This window comes from Massilia pseudoviolaceinigra (assembly GCF_030846505.1).
Taxonomy (GTDB): Bacteria; Pseudomonadota; Gammaproteobacteria; order Burkholderiales; family Burkholderiaceae_D; genus Telluria_A; species Telluria_A violaceinigra.
This window is the reverse complement of record NZ_JAVCWL010000001.1, coordinates 332,251-347,932: the sequence shown is the minus strand read 5'-3', so window position 1 is coordinate 347,932 and position 15,682 is coordinate 332,251. Positions and strand designations below refer to the sequence as shown.

13 protein-coding genes are annotated in these 15,682 nt (G+C 65.8%); 9 read left to right on the top strand and 4 right to left on the bottom strand.

Annotated features, from left to right (window positions below; all coding sequences use genetic code 11):
• Positions 1-58: 58 nt before the first annotated feature.
• Positions 59-1,504 (bottom strand): aminotransferase-like domain-containing protein, encoded by a 1,446-nt coding sequence (locus RBA40_RS01600; protein WP_306645374.1) that lies wholly within the window; start codon positions 1,502-1,504, stop codon positions 59-61.
• A 112-nt stretch (positions 1,505-1,616) separates the two neighbouring features.
• On the opposite strand from RBA40_RS01600, the gene RBA40_RS01595 reads away from it, so the two are divergent.
• From RBA40_RS01595 to bluB, 6 genes are all read left to right on the top strand, one after another.
• Entirely contained in the window at positions 1,617-2,585 is a 969-nt protein-coding gene (locus RBA40_RS01595) for a threonine dehydratase (RefSeq protein WP_306645373.1), read from the top strand.
• Positions 2,586-2,588: 3 nt separating this feature from the next.
• Complete coding sequence (locus RBA40_RS01590; RefSeq protein WP_306645371.1) at positions 2,589-3,515, top strand: DMT family transporter; 927 nt, start codon at positions 2,589-2,591, stop codon at positions 3,513-3,515.
• Between the two features lie 349 nt (positions 3,516-3,864).
• Entirely contained in the window at positions 3,865-4,326 is a 462-nt protein-coding gene (locus tag RBA40_RS01585) for a RidA family protein (protein ID WP_306645369.1), read from the top strand.
• 114 nt (positions 4,327-4,440) lie between these two features.
• Positions 4,441-5,634 carry an aminotransferase-like domain-containing protein gene (locus RBA40_RS01580; RefSeq protein ID WP_306645367.1) on the top strand — a complete coding sequence of 398 codons (1,194 nt, stop codon included), beginning with the start codon at positions 4,441-4,443 and terminating at the stop codon, positions 5,632-5,634.
• A gap of 369 nt (positions 5,635-6,003) precedes the next feature.
• Entirely contained in the window at positions 6,004-6,807 is an 804-nt protein-coding gene (locus tag RBA40_RS01575; protein ID WP_306645366.1) for an alpha/beta fold hydrolase, read from the top strand.
• A 59-nt stretch (positions 6,808-6,866) separates the two neighbouring features.
• Positions 6,867-7,526: a 5,6-dimethylbenzimidazole synthase gene (bluB, locus tag RBA40_RS01570; RefSeq protein ID WP_306645364.1), complete on the top strand. Its 660-nt coding sequence runs from the start codon at positions 6,867-6,869 to the stop codon at positions 7,524-7,526.
• 90 nt (positions 7,527-7,616) lie between these two features.
• On the opposite strand, the gene RBA40_RS01565 is transcribed toward bluB, so the two are convergent.
• Genes RBA40_RS01565 through RBA40_RS01555 form a run of 3 tightly spaced genes read right to left on the bottom strand, consistent with a single transcriptional unit; the run spans position 7,617 to position 12,364 of the window.
• Entirely contained in the window at positions 7,617-9,179 is a 1,563-nt protein-coding gene (locus RBA40_RS01565) for an FGGY-family carbohydrate kinase (protein ID WP_306645362.1), read from the bottom strand.
• A gap of 6 nt (positions 9,180-9,185) precedes the next feature.
• Positions 9,186-10,772, bottom strand: a complete 1,587-nt coding sequence (locus RBA40_RS01560) for a glycerol-3-phosphate dehydrogenase/oxidase (RefSeq protein WP_306645360.1) — start codon at positions 10,770-10,772, stop codon at positions 9,186-9,188.
• Positions 10,769-12,364 carry an FAD-binding oxidoreductase gene (locus tag RBA40_RS01555; RefSeq protein WP_306645358.1) on the bottom strand — a complete coding sequence of 532 codons (1,596 nt, stop codon included), beginning with the start codon at positions 12,362-12,364 and terminating at the stop codon, positions 10,769-10,771. The genes RBA40_RS01560 and RBA40_RS01555 overlap by 4 nt, the downstream gene beginning before the upstream one ends.
• 109 nt (positions 12,365-12,473) lie before the next feature.
• On the opposite strand from RBA40_RS01555, the gene RBA40_RS01550 reads away from it, so the two are divergent.
• From RBA40_RS01550 to dapD, 3 genes are all read left to right on the top strand, one after another.
• The gene (locus RBA40_RS01550) at positions 12,474-13,505 is read left to right on the top strand and encodes an AraC family transcriptional regulator (RefSeq protein ID WP_306645356.1); all 1,032 of its coding nucleotides are present in this window, start codon (positions 12,474-12,476) and stop codon (positions 13,503-13,505) included.
• Positions 13,506-13,566: 61 nt separating this feature from the next.
• Positions 13,567-14,787, top strand: a complete 1,221-nt coding sequence (gene dapC, locus RBA40_RS01545) for a succinyldiaminopimelate transaminase (protein ID WP_306645354.1) — start codon at positions 13,567-13,569, stop codon at positions 14,785-14,787.
• 45 nt (positions 14,788-14,832) lie between these two features.
• A complete protein-coding gene (gene dapD / locus RBA40_RS01540; protein ID WP_099876801.1) occupies positions 14,833-15,660 on the top strand; it encodes a 2,3,4,5-tetrahydropyridine-2,6-dicarboxylate N-succinyltransferase in 828 nt (275 codons plus the stop codon).
• Positions 15,661-15,682 lie beyond the last annotated feature (22 nt).

The window sequence follows — 15,682 nt, the reverse complement described above, 5'->3', positions numbered from 1 at the left end:
GGGTTGAACGGATTGGAGAGAAATGGGGGTGTTCCGGGCGATTTCAAGGCCCGCGAGCTCAACGTCCCAATTCCCGGGCCAGGAATTCCCACACGCCCGGCTCCTGCGAGGTCGACACGTTCATGCGCATCCGGGTCGAGGGCAGCTGGCTGGGCGAAAACAGGGCGCCGGGAGCTAGCAGCAAGCCCTCGGCCATGGCGCGTTCGGCCAGGGCGATGGTATCGATGCCGGTGTCGGCCCACACGAACATGCCGGCCGGCGGCGCCACGTCGACCTTCAAGCCCACCTTTTCCATCTGGCGCACGGTGCGCGCGCGGACCTGGTCGAGCCGTCCGCGCAGGCGGTCCACGTGCTTGCGGTACAAACCCTCCGAGAGCACCTTGTACACCACCCGTTCGCCGATGTCGCTGGTGGTGAGCGTGGCCAGCATCTTGCGGTCGCACAGGCGCTGGGCCCACTCGGGAGACGTGGCGATGAAGCCGACCCGCAGGTTGGCCGCCAGCGACTTCGAAAAGCCGCCCAGGTAAATCACCCGATGCAGCTGGTCGAGCGCCGCCATGCGCGTGGCCGGCTGCACCGCGCTGCCCGGATGCAGGTCGCAATAGATATCGTCTTCGACGATGGTAAAGCCGTGTTCCTCGGCGATGCGCAGCACCTGGAACGCCTTGGCCGCCGACAGCGAGGTGGAGGTGGGATTATGCAGCACCGAATTGATCACGTACAGCTTCGGTCTATGCAGCGCCGCCATGGCGGCCAGTTGCGCGATGTCGGGACCGTCGGCCAGGCGGGCAATGCCGACGACCTTCAGGCCCATGGCCGCGAACGCGCCGAACATCAGGAACCAGGCCGGATCGTCCACGAAAATGGTGTCGCCAGGGCGGGTGAACTCGCGCGCCACCAGGTCCAGCGCCTGGGTCACGCCAACGGTGGTGACGATCTGCTCGGGGGCGGCGTCGATTTCCAGTTCGGCCAGCTTGAGCTGGAGCTGCTGGCGCAGCGGCAGGAAGCCTTGCGGCGCGCCGTAGTTGACCAGCAGCGCCGCGCTCTGGCGGCTGACGGCGCGCAGGGCGTTGGCGATCATCGGGCCGTCGAGCCATTCGGACGGCAGCACGCCGGAACCGGGCACGCGCTGCGATGGCGCAGGGCGGAACATGTTCCGGATCAGCCAGACCACGTCGAGCGGCTTGGCTTCCAGCGGCGCCGCTGGCGCGTCGGGCATGGAGCGCTCGCCGGCGTTCAGGGGCGAGCGCTCGCGCACGAAAAAACCGGCGCCGCGGCGCGATTCCACATAGCCCTTGGCCACCAGCTTGTCGTAGCTGGCCACCACCGTGAAGCACGACACGCCGTGGGTGGCGGCGAACTGGCGGATCGACGGCATGCGCGCGCCGCTGCGCAGCAGCTTGTCGTCGATGCGGCTCGCTACCGAGCGCACGATCTGGTCGATCAGCGTTTCGCCCGAGCTGCGGGTGAGCAGGCCGATGGCGGGATTGCCTGTATTGGTCATGGCACCGTCACAGTATGCGTAATTATATGGTCAAGTGTATTGGTACTGTATTGGTTTTCTCGTCTAGGATACACCTATCGACCTTCCCGTTCCACCCCTTTGAAAGAGCGCCATGTACCTGCCTTCCCTCGCCGAGCTTGATGCCGCCGCCGCCCTGGTCTACCGCGCCATGCCGCCCACGCCGCAGTATTCGTGGCCGCTGTTGAACGAGGCGGTCGGCACCGAGGTCTGGGTCAAGCACGAGAATCACACCCCGCTCGGCACCTTCAAGGCGCGCGGCGCGGTGGTCTACCTCGAGGCGCTGGTGCGCCGCGCGCCCGAGGTGCGCGGCATCATCGCCCCGACCCGCGGCAACCATGGCCAGGCGATTGCCTTCAGCGGCGCGCGCCTGGGGCTGCAGGTGACGGTGGTGGTCCCGCACGGGAACAGCGTGGAAAAGAATGCCTGCATGCGCGCCCTCGGTGCGCGCGTCATCGAACATGGCGACGACTTCCAGGCAAGCCGCGAGCATGCGCTGGCACTGATGCGCGAAGAAGGCCTGCACATGGTGCCGTCGTATCACGAGGATCTGGTGGCGGGCGTGGCCAGCGGCTGGCTCGAACTGTTCCGCGCCCAGCCCGACCTGGACCTGGTGCTGGTGCCGATCGGCCAGGGCTCGGGCATCTGCGGCGCGATTGCGGCGCGCCACGCGCTGGGCGTCAAGACCCGGATTATCGGCGTCGTGTCGAGCCATGCGCCGGCGTACCAGCTCTCGTTCCGGGCCGGGCGCAGCATCGAGGCGGCGGTCAGCACCGTGGTGGCCGACGGGCTGGCGTGCCGCGTGGCCGATGCGGCGTCGCTGGTGGCCGTGCTCGAATGCGCCGACGACGTGCTGGCCGTGACCGACGACGAAGTGGCGCGCGCCATGCGCCTGTACTACCGCTGCACCCACAATCTGGCCGAAGGCGCGGGCGCGGCGGCGCTGGCGGCGGCCATGCAGATCAAGGACAGCGCCCTGATCCGTGGGAAGAAAATCGGCCTGCCGTTGACCGGAGGCAATGTCGACGCCGAGCTGTTCCGTCGCATATTGCAAGGGCCTTGAACCATGACGACGATCGTGCCAAATGAGTTGACCAGTGCGGCGCGGCCCGGGATGTCGGACGAGAGTGCCGGCATGCTGCTGGGGCTGGTTGGCGTCGCCATGTTCAGCCTGACCTTGCCGTTCACGCGGATGGCGGTGGCCGGGCTGGAGCCGGTGTTTGTCGCGCTGGGACGGGCGCTGGTGGCGGCGCTGCTCGCTGGCAGCTGGCTGGTGTGGAAACGCGCGCCGCTGCCGCCGAGGTCCGCGCTGTGGCCGCTGGCGATGGTCTCGCTCGGCTGCGTGATCGGCTTTCCGTGGCTGACCTCGGTTGCCTTGCGCAGCCTGCCGGCATCGCACGGCGCGGTGCTGGTCGGCATATTGCCGCTGGCCACGGCGCTCGTCTCGGCGCTGCGCGGCAACGAAAAGCCCTCGCTGGGTTTCTGGCTGACCGCTCTGACCGGCTCGGCTATCGTGATCGGCTTCGCCCTGCGCCAGAGCGGCGGCAGCTTTCATCAGGCCGACCTGCTGATGTTCGGCGCCGTGGCGGCGGCGGCGGTGGGCTACGCCGAAGGCGGAAAGTTATCGCGGAGCATGGGCGGGCAACAAGTGATCAGCTGGGCGCTGGTGTTATCGGTGCCGCTGGTGTTGCCGCTGGTGATCTGGCTGGCCTGGCCGCAAGTGGGCCGCATGGCCGAGGCTGGGGCGCAGGCGTGGATTGGCTTTGCGTATGTGTCCGTATTCTCGATGTTCATCGGCTTTTTCTTCTGGTACCGCGGCATGGCGCGCGGCGGCATTGCCCGGGTGGGGCAAGTGCAACTGCTGCAACCGTTCATGACCCTGGCCGGCGCCTGGATGCTGCTGGGCGAGCCGCTGGAAGCGGCCAATATTGGCTTCGCGCTGGCGGTGATCGCCGTGGTCGCTATCGGTCGCCGCATGCAAATCAAACGCTAAAACCACCAACCGGGGTCAAAAACCACCAACCGGGGTCAGAGCTCTGACTCGAAATTTTTTTGTTGCCTAACCGAGGTCAGACCCCGGTTAGGCAAGTTTTGGGGGACGAGCAGAGTCGACACACCCGATATGCGGCCAAACTGTTTCCGATCAAAAATAGTTTACATTGAAGTAGAGCAAATGTTTCGAGTCAGAGCTCTGACCCCGGTTGTAGGGGTTTTAGAAGTTGTTTAGCCGGAGTTTGCCGCCGGTTGTGCGAGGTTCTGGCAGGGCGCGATTCCGGTGGGCAGCCGGTCGTGCCCGACGTACAATACTGCCTTGTTCTTTCTTATCGCATCGAGGAATCGCCATGACCGTCTACGACAAACTGAAATCGCTCAATATCACCCTCAGCCCGCCAGCCGCACCCGTCGCCGCGTATGTGATGTACGTGCAAACAGGAAATCTGGTGTTTATTTCCGGACACATCGCGAAGAACGCCGATGATTCCGTGAACGCCGGTCAGCTGGGCAAGGAAATCACCACCGAACAGGGCGTCGCCGCCGCACGCGCGATTGCGATCGATCTGATGGGCACGCTTCAGGAAGCTTGTGGCGGCGACCTCGGCAAGGTCAAGCGCGTGGTTAAGCTGATGAGCCTGGTCAATTCGACCCCCGGCTTCACCGACCAGCACATCGTCACCAACGGCGCCTCGGAACTGCTGGGCGAGGTGTTCGGCGATGCTGGCAAGCATGCCCGCTCGGCCTTCGGCGTGGCGCAGAATCCACGCGGCGCCTGTGTGGAAATCGAAATGATCGTCGAAGTCGCTTAAACCAACATCAACATCCCGGACGCTGCTTATCCGGCGGCGTCTTTCCAGCCGCTTACCCAGCGTGCTCTATAATCGGCCCAGTGCGAACCCGGCCGCCTTGACTGTGAGACCAGTATGAAAATCGAAAATCCAAACCCCATCGAGTGGCGTTTTTCCGAGCGCGCCAGCCAGCTTCAGAGTTCGTTCATCCGCGAAATCCTGAAGATCACCCAGCGTCCGGAGATCATCTCCTTCGCCGGCGGCCTGCCCTCGCCTGCCACCTTCCCGGTCGAACACATGAAGGCGGCCTTCGACAAGGTCCTGTCCGAAAACGGTAAAGTGGCGCTGCAGTACGGCCCGACCGACGGCTACCCGCTGCTGCGCGAGTGGATCGCCAATTCGCTGTCCACGGCCACCTGCAAGATCCTGCCGGAACAGGTCCTGATGACCTCCGGCTCGCAGCAGGCGCTCGACCTGCTGGGCAAGGTACTGATCGACGAAGGCAGCCGCGTGCTGGTCGAAACGCCGAGCTACCTGGGCGCGCTGCAGGCGTTCTCGGTCTACCGTCCCGAATTCAAGTCGGTCGCCACCGACGAGCATGGCCTGGTGCCGTCCTCGATCGAAGCGGTGGCCGAAGGCGCGCGCCTGCTGTACGCGCTGCCGAATTTCCAGAACCCGACCGGCCGCAGCCTGTCCATCGAGCGCCGCCAGGAACTGGTCGAAACCTGCGCCCGCCTCGGCCTGCCATTGATCGAGGACGATCCGTACGGCGCGCTGAGCTACAAGGGCGAGCCGTTCCCGAAAATGCTGAACATGAATCCGGACGGCGTCATTTATATGGGCTCGTTCTCGAAGGTGCTCACGCCCGGCATCCGCCTCGGCTACGTGGTCGCGCCGCTGCCGCTGGTGCGCCGCCTGGAGCTGGCCAAGCAGGCCGCCGACCTTCACACCGCGCAGCTGACCCAGATGGTGGTCTACGAAGTGGTCAAGGATGGCTTCCTCGATCAGCACATCCCGACCATCCGCACGCTGTACGCCAACCAGTGCCAGGCGATGCTCGATGCGATCACCGAATTCTTCCCGGCCGGCGTGACCTGGACCAAGCCCGAAGGCGGCATGTTCATCTGGGTGACCCTGCCCAAGCATATCGACGCCATGAAACTGCTCGACCAGGCCATCGCGGCCAAGGTGGCTTTCGTGCCGGGCGCGCCGTTCTACGCCAACGAAGCCGAAACGAATACCCTGCGCCTGTCCTTCGTGACCGTGCCGCAGGAGCGCATCCGTGAAGGCGTCGCCATCCTCGGCAAGCTGATCGCCGCGCAACTGTAAGCGTCGCTTCACCAGCGTCGACGCCGTCCCCCAGCTCACTGGCGGACGGCGTTTTTGCATGTGTATGCAGCATGGGCCCCATGTTATCTTGAGGCAAGTTCAACAGCGTCGAGGAAGCGGATGGTGAACCGGATCGCGAACGCCCAGCAGGCGGCCTTGTCCATCGCGCCGGCCTGGCCCGATCGGAAGGATGGCGATCACCGGCGCGGGCATGACACGAGCGGCAAGGGCGCCATTTACCCATGAGGCATAAAGCCACACAATCGCCGTAACAGGCACAATTGAATTCATAACAGGAATACAATTAGCCGACAACAGCGCGCTCTGCTAGGTATGGGAGCCTATGCTGGGCACACTCGTGGATGCGCCATGGATATTCAGCACCGCAACAACGTCACCTGTTACGGAAACGGTCCCTCGACCCTGGTATTCGGTCACGGTTTCGGCTGCGACCAGAACATGTGGCGCAAACTGCTGCCCTCCTTCACCGAGCGCTACAAGGTCATCCTCTACGACCTCGTCGGCAGCGGCAAGTCGGACCTGTCGGCCTACAACGAATTCGACTACGTCACCCTGCACCGCCACGCGGAAGACTTGCTCGAAATCATCCACGAATTTTCCAACGAGCCAGTGGTGTTCATCGGCCATTCGGTCAGCGCCATGATCGGCATGCTGGCCGCGATCCGCGAGCCGGCCATGTTCGCCGGCCAGGTCATGGTCGGTCCGTCGCCCTGCTTCATCAACGATGGCGACTACATCGGCGGCTTTAACCGCGAAGACATCGACGGCCTGCTGGGCCTCATGCACGACAATTACCTGAAGTGGGCCGCCAACATCGCCCCAATAATCATGGGCGCGCCGGACCAACCCGACCTGCAGCAGGAGCTGACCGCCAGCTTTTGCCGCAACGATCCCGAGATCGCCCGGCACTTCGCGCGTGTCACGTTTTTGTCCGACCACCGCGCCGACGTGCCGCGCTCGCACACGCCGACGCTGGTCCTGCAAAGCACCGACGACATGATCGCCCCGCGTGAAGTCGGCGAATACATGCGCAAGCACCTGCCGGTGAGCTGGCTGGCCTTTGTCGACAATATCGGGCACTGCCCGCATATGAGCGCGGCGAGCGACAGCACGGAGCTGATCCAGACATTCATCACGCGTTTGCTCAAGTAAGCGCGCTGCCGGATAATGCAGGTCGAAGCGGCGCCGCCGCGACAACCTGCGAGAAGACCTTGACCGACCAATTCAACCAGAGCGACATCGACGCCGTCTACCGCGTTATCGCCGCGCGGCGCGACGTGCGGCACTTCGTGCCGGGCGCCATCGACGAGGCACTGTTCGCAAGGCTGGTCAACGCGGCGCACCAGGCGCCCAGCGTGGGGCTGATGCAGCCGTGGCGCTTCATCCGCATCCGCAGCGAAGCGGTACGCGAAGCCATCGTGAAGCTGGTCGACGAGGAGCGCCTGGCCACGGCCGACGCGCTTGGCGAGCGCGGGTCGGAATTCATGCGGCTCAAAGTCGAAGGCATCCGCGAATGCGGGGAACTGCTGGTGGTCGCGCTGATGGACCGGCGCGAGGAATATGTGTTCGGCCGCCGCACCCTGCCCGAGATGGATCTTGCATCGGTCGCCTGCGCGCTGCAGAACATGTGGCTGGCCTCGCGCGCGGAGGGGCTGGGCATGGGCTGGGTGTCGCTGTTCGATCCAGACAAGCTGGCGGCGCTGCTGTCGATTCCGGAGGGAGGCAGGCCGGTGGCGGTGGTCTGCATCGGGCATGTGGCGCAGTTTTATCCGATGCCGATGCTGGAGATGGAGGGGTGGGAAAAGCGCAGAAAGCTTGAAGATCTGGTGTTTGTCGATAGCTGGGACCAGAAGGATGTGTCAACTGCGTAATCGCACCGAGGTTCCAGCTTCCGCTGCCCGCTTGAGTCGCTTCCGCCACCTCCACCGTCGGTTCTGGCAGTGCCAGAGACGACGGCGGCATCAAGGCTTCCTCGGATACCCCGTAATCTCCGCAATCTGCGCATACATCGGCTGCAACCGCGCGTACATCTTCCGGTACACCTGCTTGTACAAGCGGTCGTACATCGCCTGGTTCGCCGCAATCGGCTCGAACACCCGTCCAATGCGCGTCATCCCCGCAATCGCCGCCGCAAAGTCCGGATACAAACCCAGCCCCACCGCCGCCGCAATCGCCGCTCCCAGTCCCGACGTTTCATACACATGCGGACGCGCGGTCGGCAGCCCGAAAATGTCGGCCGTCAGCTGCATCGCCGCGTCGCTCTGCGACCCGCCCCCCGACACGCGCAACTCGGTAATCGGCACCCCGCTGCGCTTTTCGGTGCGTTCCTTCCCCTCGCGCAGCGCATACGCCAGCCCTTCCAGGATCGCGCGGTACACATGCGCGCGCGTGTGCACATCGCCAAAGCCGATAATGGCGCCCTTCGCCTCCGGCCCCGGCACGCGGATGCCCGGACTCCAGTAAGGCTGCAGCATCAGTCCCATGGCCCCCGCCGGCACCGCGTTCACCAGTTCATCGAACAGCTGCTCCGGTGCCACATCCTCTTCCAGCGCACGCGCGCGTTCGTGGTGGCCGAACTGCTCCTTGAACCAGTTGACCATCCAGTAGCCCCGGAAAATCTGCACCTCGGTGCTGTAGGTATCCGGAATGGCCGCCGGATACGGGGGAATGAAGGGCGTCACTTCCACATAGCGCTTGCTGGTGGTGTTGATGGTGGCGGTGGTACCGTAACTGAGGCAGCCGATATGCGGCGCCTGGCAGCCCGCCCCGATCACTTCGCACGCCTTGTCGGCCGCCGCGGCCAGCAGCGGAATGCCGGCCGGGATGCCGGTCAGCGCGGCCACCGCGTCGCCAATGAGGCCGATCACGGTACCGGGCGCCACCAGCTCGGGCAGCATCTGCGGCGTGATCGCGAGCGCCTGCCACTTCCAGTCGCGCGGCCCGGCCCAGCGCTGGCACTTGTAGTCGAACGGCAGATACGCCACCTGCGAGCCTGTCGAATCGACGTAGCGCCCGCACAGCCGGTAATTCAGGTAGCCGGACAACAGCAGCACCTTGTGCGTGCGGTCCCACACCTCCGGCTGGTGCGCCTTGATCCAGTTGATCTCGGCCTCGCCGCGAAAGTAGTCGATCGTGCCCTTCACGCGCGCCACCCGGAACGCGGCGTTCCACCACATGCCCACGCGCGGCGCCAGGTCGGTGCGGCGCTGGTCCAGCCAGGTGATGGCCGGGCGTAGCGCCTTGCCATCCTGGCCCACGTTGATCACCGTGCCGCGCTGGGTGGTGACGGCCACGCCCTGCACCAGCGCCTTGTCGGCACCAGGCTGCTCCCATAGCTGCTTGCAGGCGCGGCACAGCGACTGCCAGTAGTCTTCCGGGTCGTGTTCGGCCCAGCCGGGATGCTCCGAAAAATAGCTCTCGAAGTGCACCTGGGATTTGGCGACGATATTACCCTGCAGGTCGAACAGGATCGCACGCACGCTCTGCGTGCCGTTGTCGATGGCGAGGATGGTCTTGTCAATCATGGCTGTTCATCCTCTCGGTCGGGCTGGAAGGCCGTAGTGCGCCTGCCATAATGCCAGATAGGCCGCTTCGCTTGCATTCCAGCGGGCGTCGTCCCATTCCAGCTCGCGCTGGCAGATGGCCCGGATGCGCGCCATGTGGCGCACCCCGCCGCCGCGCAGCTGCAATCCGAGCCGCGTGCGGCGCAGCAGCAGGTCTTCCAGATGCTGCACCGCTTCGGTGCGCGCAGCCCAGCGCAGTTCAGCCCACAGCGATTCGGTGCCGGGGATGGTATCAAGCTCGCCCGTTTCGGCAGCGTCGATCAATGCCTGTGCGTGCGCGCCGTAGCGGCCCCGCAAGCGGCGCACCACTGCCGCGCGCAGCGGTGCGATCACCGACGGCGCTGGCGCGAACACGGGGCGCGGCGCAAGGTCGTCGCGCCAGCCTGCCAGCAACGGCATGGCGTGGCGCAGCGCATCGAGGGCGATCACGCGGAAGGTGGTCAGCTTGCCGCCGGTGACGCTCAAGAGCCCGTTTTCCAGCCACACGGCATGGTCGCGCGATGCCTTCGACGGATCGCCCGCGCCGCTGTCGATCACCGGCCGCACGCCGGCGTAAGTGGCAATCACGTCCGACTCTTGCAGCGCCAGCTGCGGAAACTGCGCATGCAGCGCCGCCATCAAATAGTCGAGTTCCGCCCGCGTGATGGCGGCTTCGCTGGCCAGGCCGTCGCCATGATCGACGTCGGTGGTGCCGACCAGCGTAATGCCTTCCCAAGGAAAGGCGAACACCGGGCGCCCGTCGGCCGGGTGCATCAGGCTGACCGCCTGCGCCAGCGGCAGGCGCCACGCCGGCAGCACCAGGTGACTGCCGCGCAGGGGGCGCAGGCGCGGCGCGGCGCCGGCATGGCCGCGCAGCTCGTCGGCCCAGGCGCCGGTGGCGTTGATGACCAGGCGCGCGCGCACCTCGTGGGCGGCGCCATCGCGCCCATCATGCAGCAGCGCGCCGTTGACCGTGCTGCCACTCCTGAGCAGCGAGCGCGCGGCCATGTAGTTGATCGCCACGCCGCCATGGGACTGGGCTTCCTGCAGCACGCGCAGCACCAGGCGCGCGTCGTCGGTCTTGGCGTCGGTGTAGAGCATGCCGCCCTGCAGACCCGCGCGCGCCACGTTGGGCGTCATCATCGCGAATTCAACGTCGTTGACGTAGTGGCGTTCGCGCTTTCCGGCCATCAGGTCGTAGATCGCCAGTCCGACCAGGAAGGTCTTGCGGCCCGGTTTGCGGCCCACGTAGTCGCCGAAGGCGAAGCTTTGCGGTTCCACCAGCCCGGCGGCGCCGGCCAACAGCGCGTCGCGCTCGTGCACCGATTCGCGCGTGAGAGCGAATTTGCCCTCTTTCAGGTAGCGCAAGCCGCCGTGCACCAGTTTCGACGAACGGCTTGACGTGCCCCAGGCAAAATCGCGCTGTTCGACCAGCAGCGCCTTCAGGCCGCGGCGCGACGCCTCCAGCAGGATGCCGGCGCCGGTGATGCCGCCGCCGATGATCAACAGGTCCCATTCGCGCGCCAGCAGCACTGGCAAGGTCTCATGCCAGCCGTTCTGCCAGTGGGCAGTCACGGCGACACCAGCTTGCCCGGGTTCATGCGCCCGTCCGGATCGAAGTGGCGGAACAGCGTGCGCATGGCGCCCATGCCCAATAATCCTTTTTCGGATGCGAGGTAGGGCGCGTGGTCGGCGCCGACACCGTGCTGGTGGCTGATGGTGCCGCCATTGATGACGATCGCTTCCGACACGGTGCTCTTCAAACGGCGCCAGCGCCGCAAGTCTTCTTCGTAATTGCCCGACAGGCGGTACACGAAGGTGGTGTAGACGCTGGCGCCCTGCGCGTACAGGTGCGACAGGTGGGTGTAGGCGTGCACCCGCTCGCCGCAGGATGCCATGGCCTGCGTGGCGGCATCTTCTAACGCGTGCATCATCGGGGTGACGCCCGGCCAGTCGACCGCCGTCTCCACCGTGTCGATGGCGTAGCCCTGCTCCCATGCGGCATTGCGCAGGTAGACGTTGCGGAAGCGGTTCTGCTTCCATTTGTCGCCCATGGTGCGGCCCACGTGCACGCCGCCGCCGGCGCGCGCGACCGCCAGCGCGGCGCGCAGCGCATGTTTCGCGTTGGCGGCGGTGCCGCTGGCGCCGATCATCAGCATGCATTTGCCGTCGGCGCAGCCGCGCCAGCGCAGCCAGGTTTGCAGCGCGCCGATCAGGCGCTTGTGGCCGGCCAGGGTCAGCATGGTCAGCGTTTCGAGGGGATTGGACAGGCGCAGCATCGACAGCGGCAGTTTGGCCTGGGCCAGTTCGCGCGTGGCGGCGGCCGCCGATTCCCAGTCGGGGAAGAACACGGCGTGGAACGCTTCGTACTGCGGCAGGCGGCTCACGCGCACCGTCGCTTCGGTCAGGATGCCCAGGCGTCCTTCGGAGCCGAGCACGATCTCGCGCAGGTCGGTACCCGCCGCCGACGCCGGAAAGGTCGGCAGGTCGAGCGTGCCGGCCGGCGTTTCGACCCGCCCGCCGGCGAACAGCTGTTCGATGCGCCCGTAACGCAGCGATTGCTGGCCCGAGGAACGCGTGACCACCCAGCCCCCCAGGGTCGAATATTCGAACGATTGCGGAAAGTGGCCCAGCGTGTAGCCGAAGGCGCGCAGTTGCGCTTCCAGGTCCGGCCCCAGCACGCCGGCGCCGAACGTAGCCAGCTGCGCTTCCTTGTCCAGGTCGATCAGGGCGCGCATGCGCGTCATGTTGATGGTGAGGACAGGCGCCGCTCCCGCTTCCACGCCGACATGGCCGGCCACGCTGGTGCCGCCGCCGTAGGGAATGACGATGGCGCCGCTGCGTGCCGCAAAATCGAGCAGGTCGCGCACTTCTTCCCCGCTTTCCGGATACGCCACGCCGTCCGGGGCGGTGTCGATTTTGCCGTAGCGAAGACGCAGCCAGTCGGGCAGGCTCTGGCCGAGCGCATTGGCCAGGCGCGCGCCGGCCGAGGTGTCGACCAGCGGATGCGGCGGCAGGCGGCTGGCGCCGATGCGCGCGCAGGCGTCGGCGTGGCTGGTCTCCGCCCCGGCGGTCCCGGGCCCGAGGCGCTCGCCCAGAAACGCCAGCGCGTCCGCATTCAACGCAAATTCAATGGCATCGTCGCCCCATCCGTTCCACCGCTTCATCGTTTTTTCCCGTTATACTTGGCTGTTCATCCACGGCCGCCAGCGTATGCGAAGGCGGGCTTCACGTATTGCGCTTTTATGACAACCGCTTTGTTCAAACATGCCAGCGATGCCCCCAGTGCTTCGGCCTGACGCGCGCCGCGTCACCGGGTCCTATCTGCAGCCGCTGCTCGAAGCGGCGCAGGCGCGCGGCGTGGCCCCGGCCGCGCTGGCCGGCGCCGCCGGCCTGCCCGCGACGGCGCTCGACCGGCTGCCCGACTCGCTCGGCGCGGCCGACTACGTGCGCCTGCTGGGCGCCGGGGCCGAGCTGGCGGACGACCCGCATTTCGGGCTGCACGTCGGCGAACGGGTAAAACTGGGTACTTACAGCGTGTACGGACTGATTTTGCTGTCGTGCCGCGATTTTGGCCAGGCATTTCAGCAGACCTTGCGCTACGAGCAGCTGGCGCACGACCTGGGGCGCTCGCTGCTGCATCTCGACGGCGAGCAGGCGCACTACGAATGGGTCAGCAACTACCCCGAGGGCAACCGCCATCTGGTCGAAAGCGTGTTTGCAGGCATCCGTACCTTCAGCACCTGGCTGGCCGGGGCTGCGCTGCCGGCGCCGCAACTGCGGTTCACGCATGCGCAGCAGGCCGACGGCGCCGAATACGAGCGCATTTTCGGCGTGCTGCCGCGCTTTGGCGCCCCGGTCAACGCGGCCGGCTTCGACGCCCAGCTGCTTGGCTGGCCGGTGCCAAACGCCGATGTGGGGCTGTATCCGGTGCTGCAGCAGCACGCCGAACAGCTGCTGCGCGAACGCAGCCGGCGCGACGATGGCGTGGCTGCCCAGGTGCATGCGGCCATCATCCGCAACCTGGCGCACGACCGGGTGCGGCTGGCCACCATCGCCGAGGAACTCAAGCTCTCGCCGCGCACCCTGCAGCGCAAACTGAGCGAGGCCGGGGCCAGCTTCCAGCAGGTGCTCGACCAGGCGCGCTACGCGCTGGCCACCGATTACCTGCGCCAGGGCAGCCTGTCGCTGGTCGATATCGCGTTTTTGCTGGGCTATCAGGAGCAAAGCGCGTTCTCCCACGCGTTCAAGGAATGGTCCGGCGTAAATCCCGGAGCATGGCGCGATGGCGGCCATTTGCGCCTATAATACGTCGCTGTTCCGATCTACGCTAACCCTGCGCTTCCCCTGCGCCAAACCTGGCAACGCCGTGAATCCACATCTCGATAAACTGCATCCCTACCCTTTTGAAAAACTGCGCCAGCTGTTCGCGGGCGTGACCCCGAACCCGGACTACGCCGCCATCAGCCTTGGCATCGGCGAGCCGAAACACCCGACGCCCGCCTTCATCCAGAAGGCGCTGGCGCACGGCGTGCCGGGTCTGGCCACGTATCCGACCACGGCCGGCACCGACGCCTTGCGCGGCGCCATCGCCGGCTGGCTGGAACGCCGCTACGGCGTGCCGGCCCTGAATCCGGCCACCCAGGTGCTGCCGGTGAACGGCTCGCGCGAGGCCCTGTTCGGAATCGCCCATTGCGTCGTCGATGCCTCCAGACCGGCGCCGCTGATCGTCTGCCCCAATCCGTTCTACCAGATCTACGAGGGCGCGGCCTACCTGGCCGGGGCCACGCCGTACTTCGTCAATTCGGAACCGGGCCGCAATTTCGGCTGCGACTACGCCAGCGTGCCGGACGATATCTGGCCGCGCGTGCAGTTGCTGTACCTGTGCACCCCGGGCAACCCGACCGGCGCCACCCTGTCGCTGGAAGACTGGAAGCAGCTGTTCGCGCTGTCGGACCGCCATGGCTTCGTGATCGCGGCCGACGAATGCTATTCCGAGATTTACCACACCAGCACCGCGCCGCTCGGCGCGCTGGAAGCGGCGCACCAGCTGGGACGCAGCGGCGGCGAGACCCCGTACGCGAACCTGATCGTGTTTTCCAGCCTGTCCAAGCGCTCCAACGTGCCGGGCATGCGCTCGGGCTTCGTGGCGGGCGATCCGGCCGTGATCAAGAAGTTCCTGCTGTACCGCACCTACTGCGGCGGCGCCATGTCGCCACCGGTGCAGGCGGCGTCCATTGCGGCCTGGGGCGATGAAACCCACGTCCAGGAAAACCGCGTCAAGTACCGCGAGAAATTCGCCCTCGTCACCCCGCTGCTCAAGGAAGTAATGGATGTGGAACTGCCCGACGCCGGCTTTTACCTGTGGGCCGATGTGCGCCGCAGCGGCCTGTCGGACACCGAATTCGCGCGCCGTCTTTACGCGGAATATAATGTCACGGTCCTGCCGGGCAGCTACCTTGCGCGCGAGGCCCACGGCATCAACCCGGGCAGCAATCGCATCCGCATGGCCCTGGTCGCCGAAGTCGACGAGGGTGTCGAAGCGGCCCAGCGCATCGTCCAGTTTTGCAAGGCCCTGAAGTCGCAATGAATCCGTCGCACCGAATCCGCCACACCACCTAACAAGATACCGATCATGACCCAACAACTTCAAAACCTCATCGACACCGCCTGGGAACAGCGCGCCGAGATCACCCCGGCCAACGGCACGGCGGAACTGCGCGACGCAGTGGCCCACGTGATCGCAGGCCTGGACGACGGCAGCATGCGCGTGGCGCAAAAAACCGGTGCCGACTGGGTCGTCAACCAGTGGATCAAGAAAGCGGTGCTGCTCTCCTTCCGCCTCGAGAACAACAGCGTGATGACGTCCGACGGCACCATGCAGTTCTACGACAAGGTACCGACCAAGTTCGCCAACTACACGGCCGACGATTTCGCGCGCGGCGGTTTCCGCGTGGTGCCGCCGGCAGTCGCCCGGCGCGGCAGCTTCATCGCCAGGAACGTGGTCTTGATGCCGTCGTACGTCAACATCGGCGCCTACGTCGATGAAGGCGCCATGGTCGATACCTGGGCCACGGTCGGTTCGTGCGCGCAGATCGGCAAGAACGTGCACCTGTCCGGCGGCGTGGGCATCGGCGGCGTGCTCGAACCAATGCAGGCCAATCCGACCATCATCGAAGACAACTGCTTCATCGGCGCCCGTTCCGAGATCGTCGAAGGCGTCATCGTCGAGGAAAACTCGGTCATTTCGATGGGCGTGTACATCGGCCAGTCGACCAAGATCTACGACCGCGCCACCGGCGAAGTGAGCTACGGCCGCGTGCCGGCAGGTTCCGTGGTCGTCTCGGGCAACCTGCCGTCGGAAGATGGCAGCTACAGCCTGTACTGCGCCGTGATCGTGAAACGTGTGGACGCCAAGACACGCGCGAAAACCGGTATCAACGAATTGCTGCGCGGTATCTGATACAGTAAAAGTCCAAACCAGG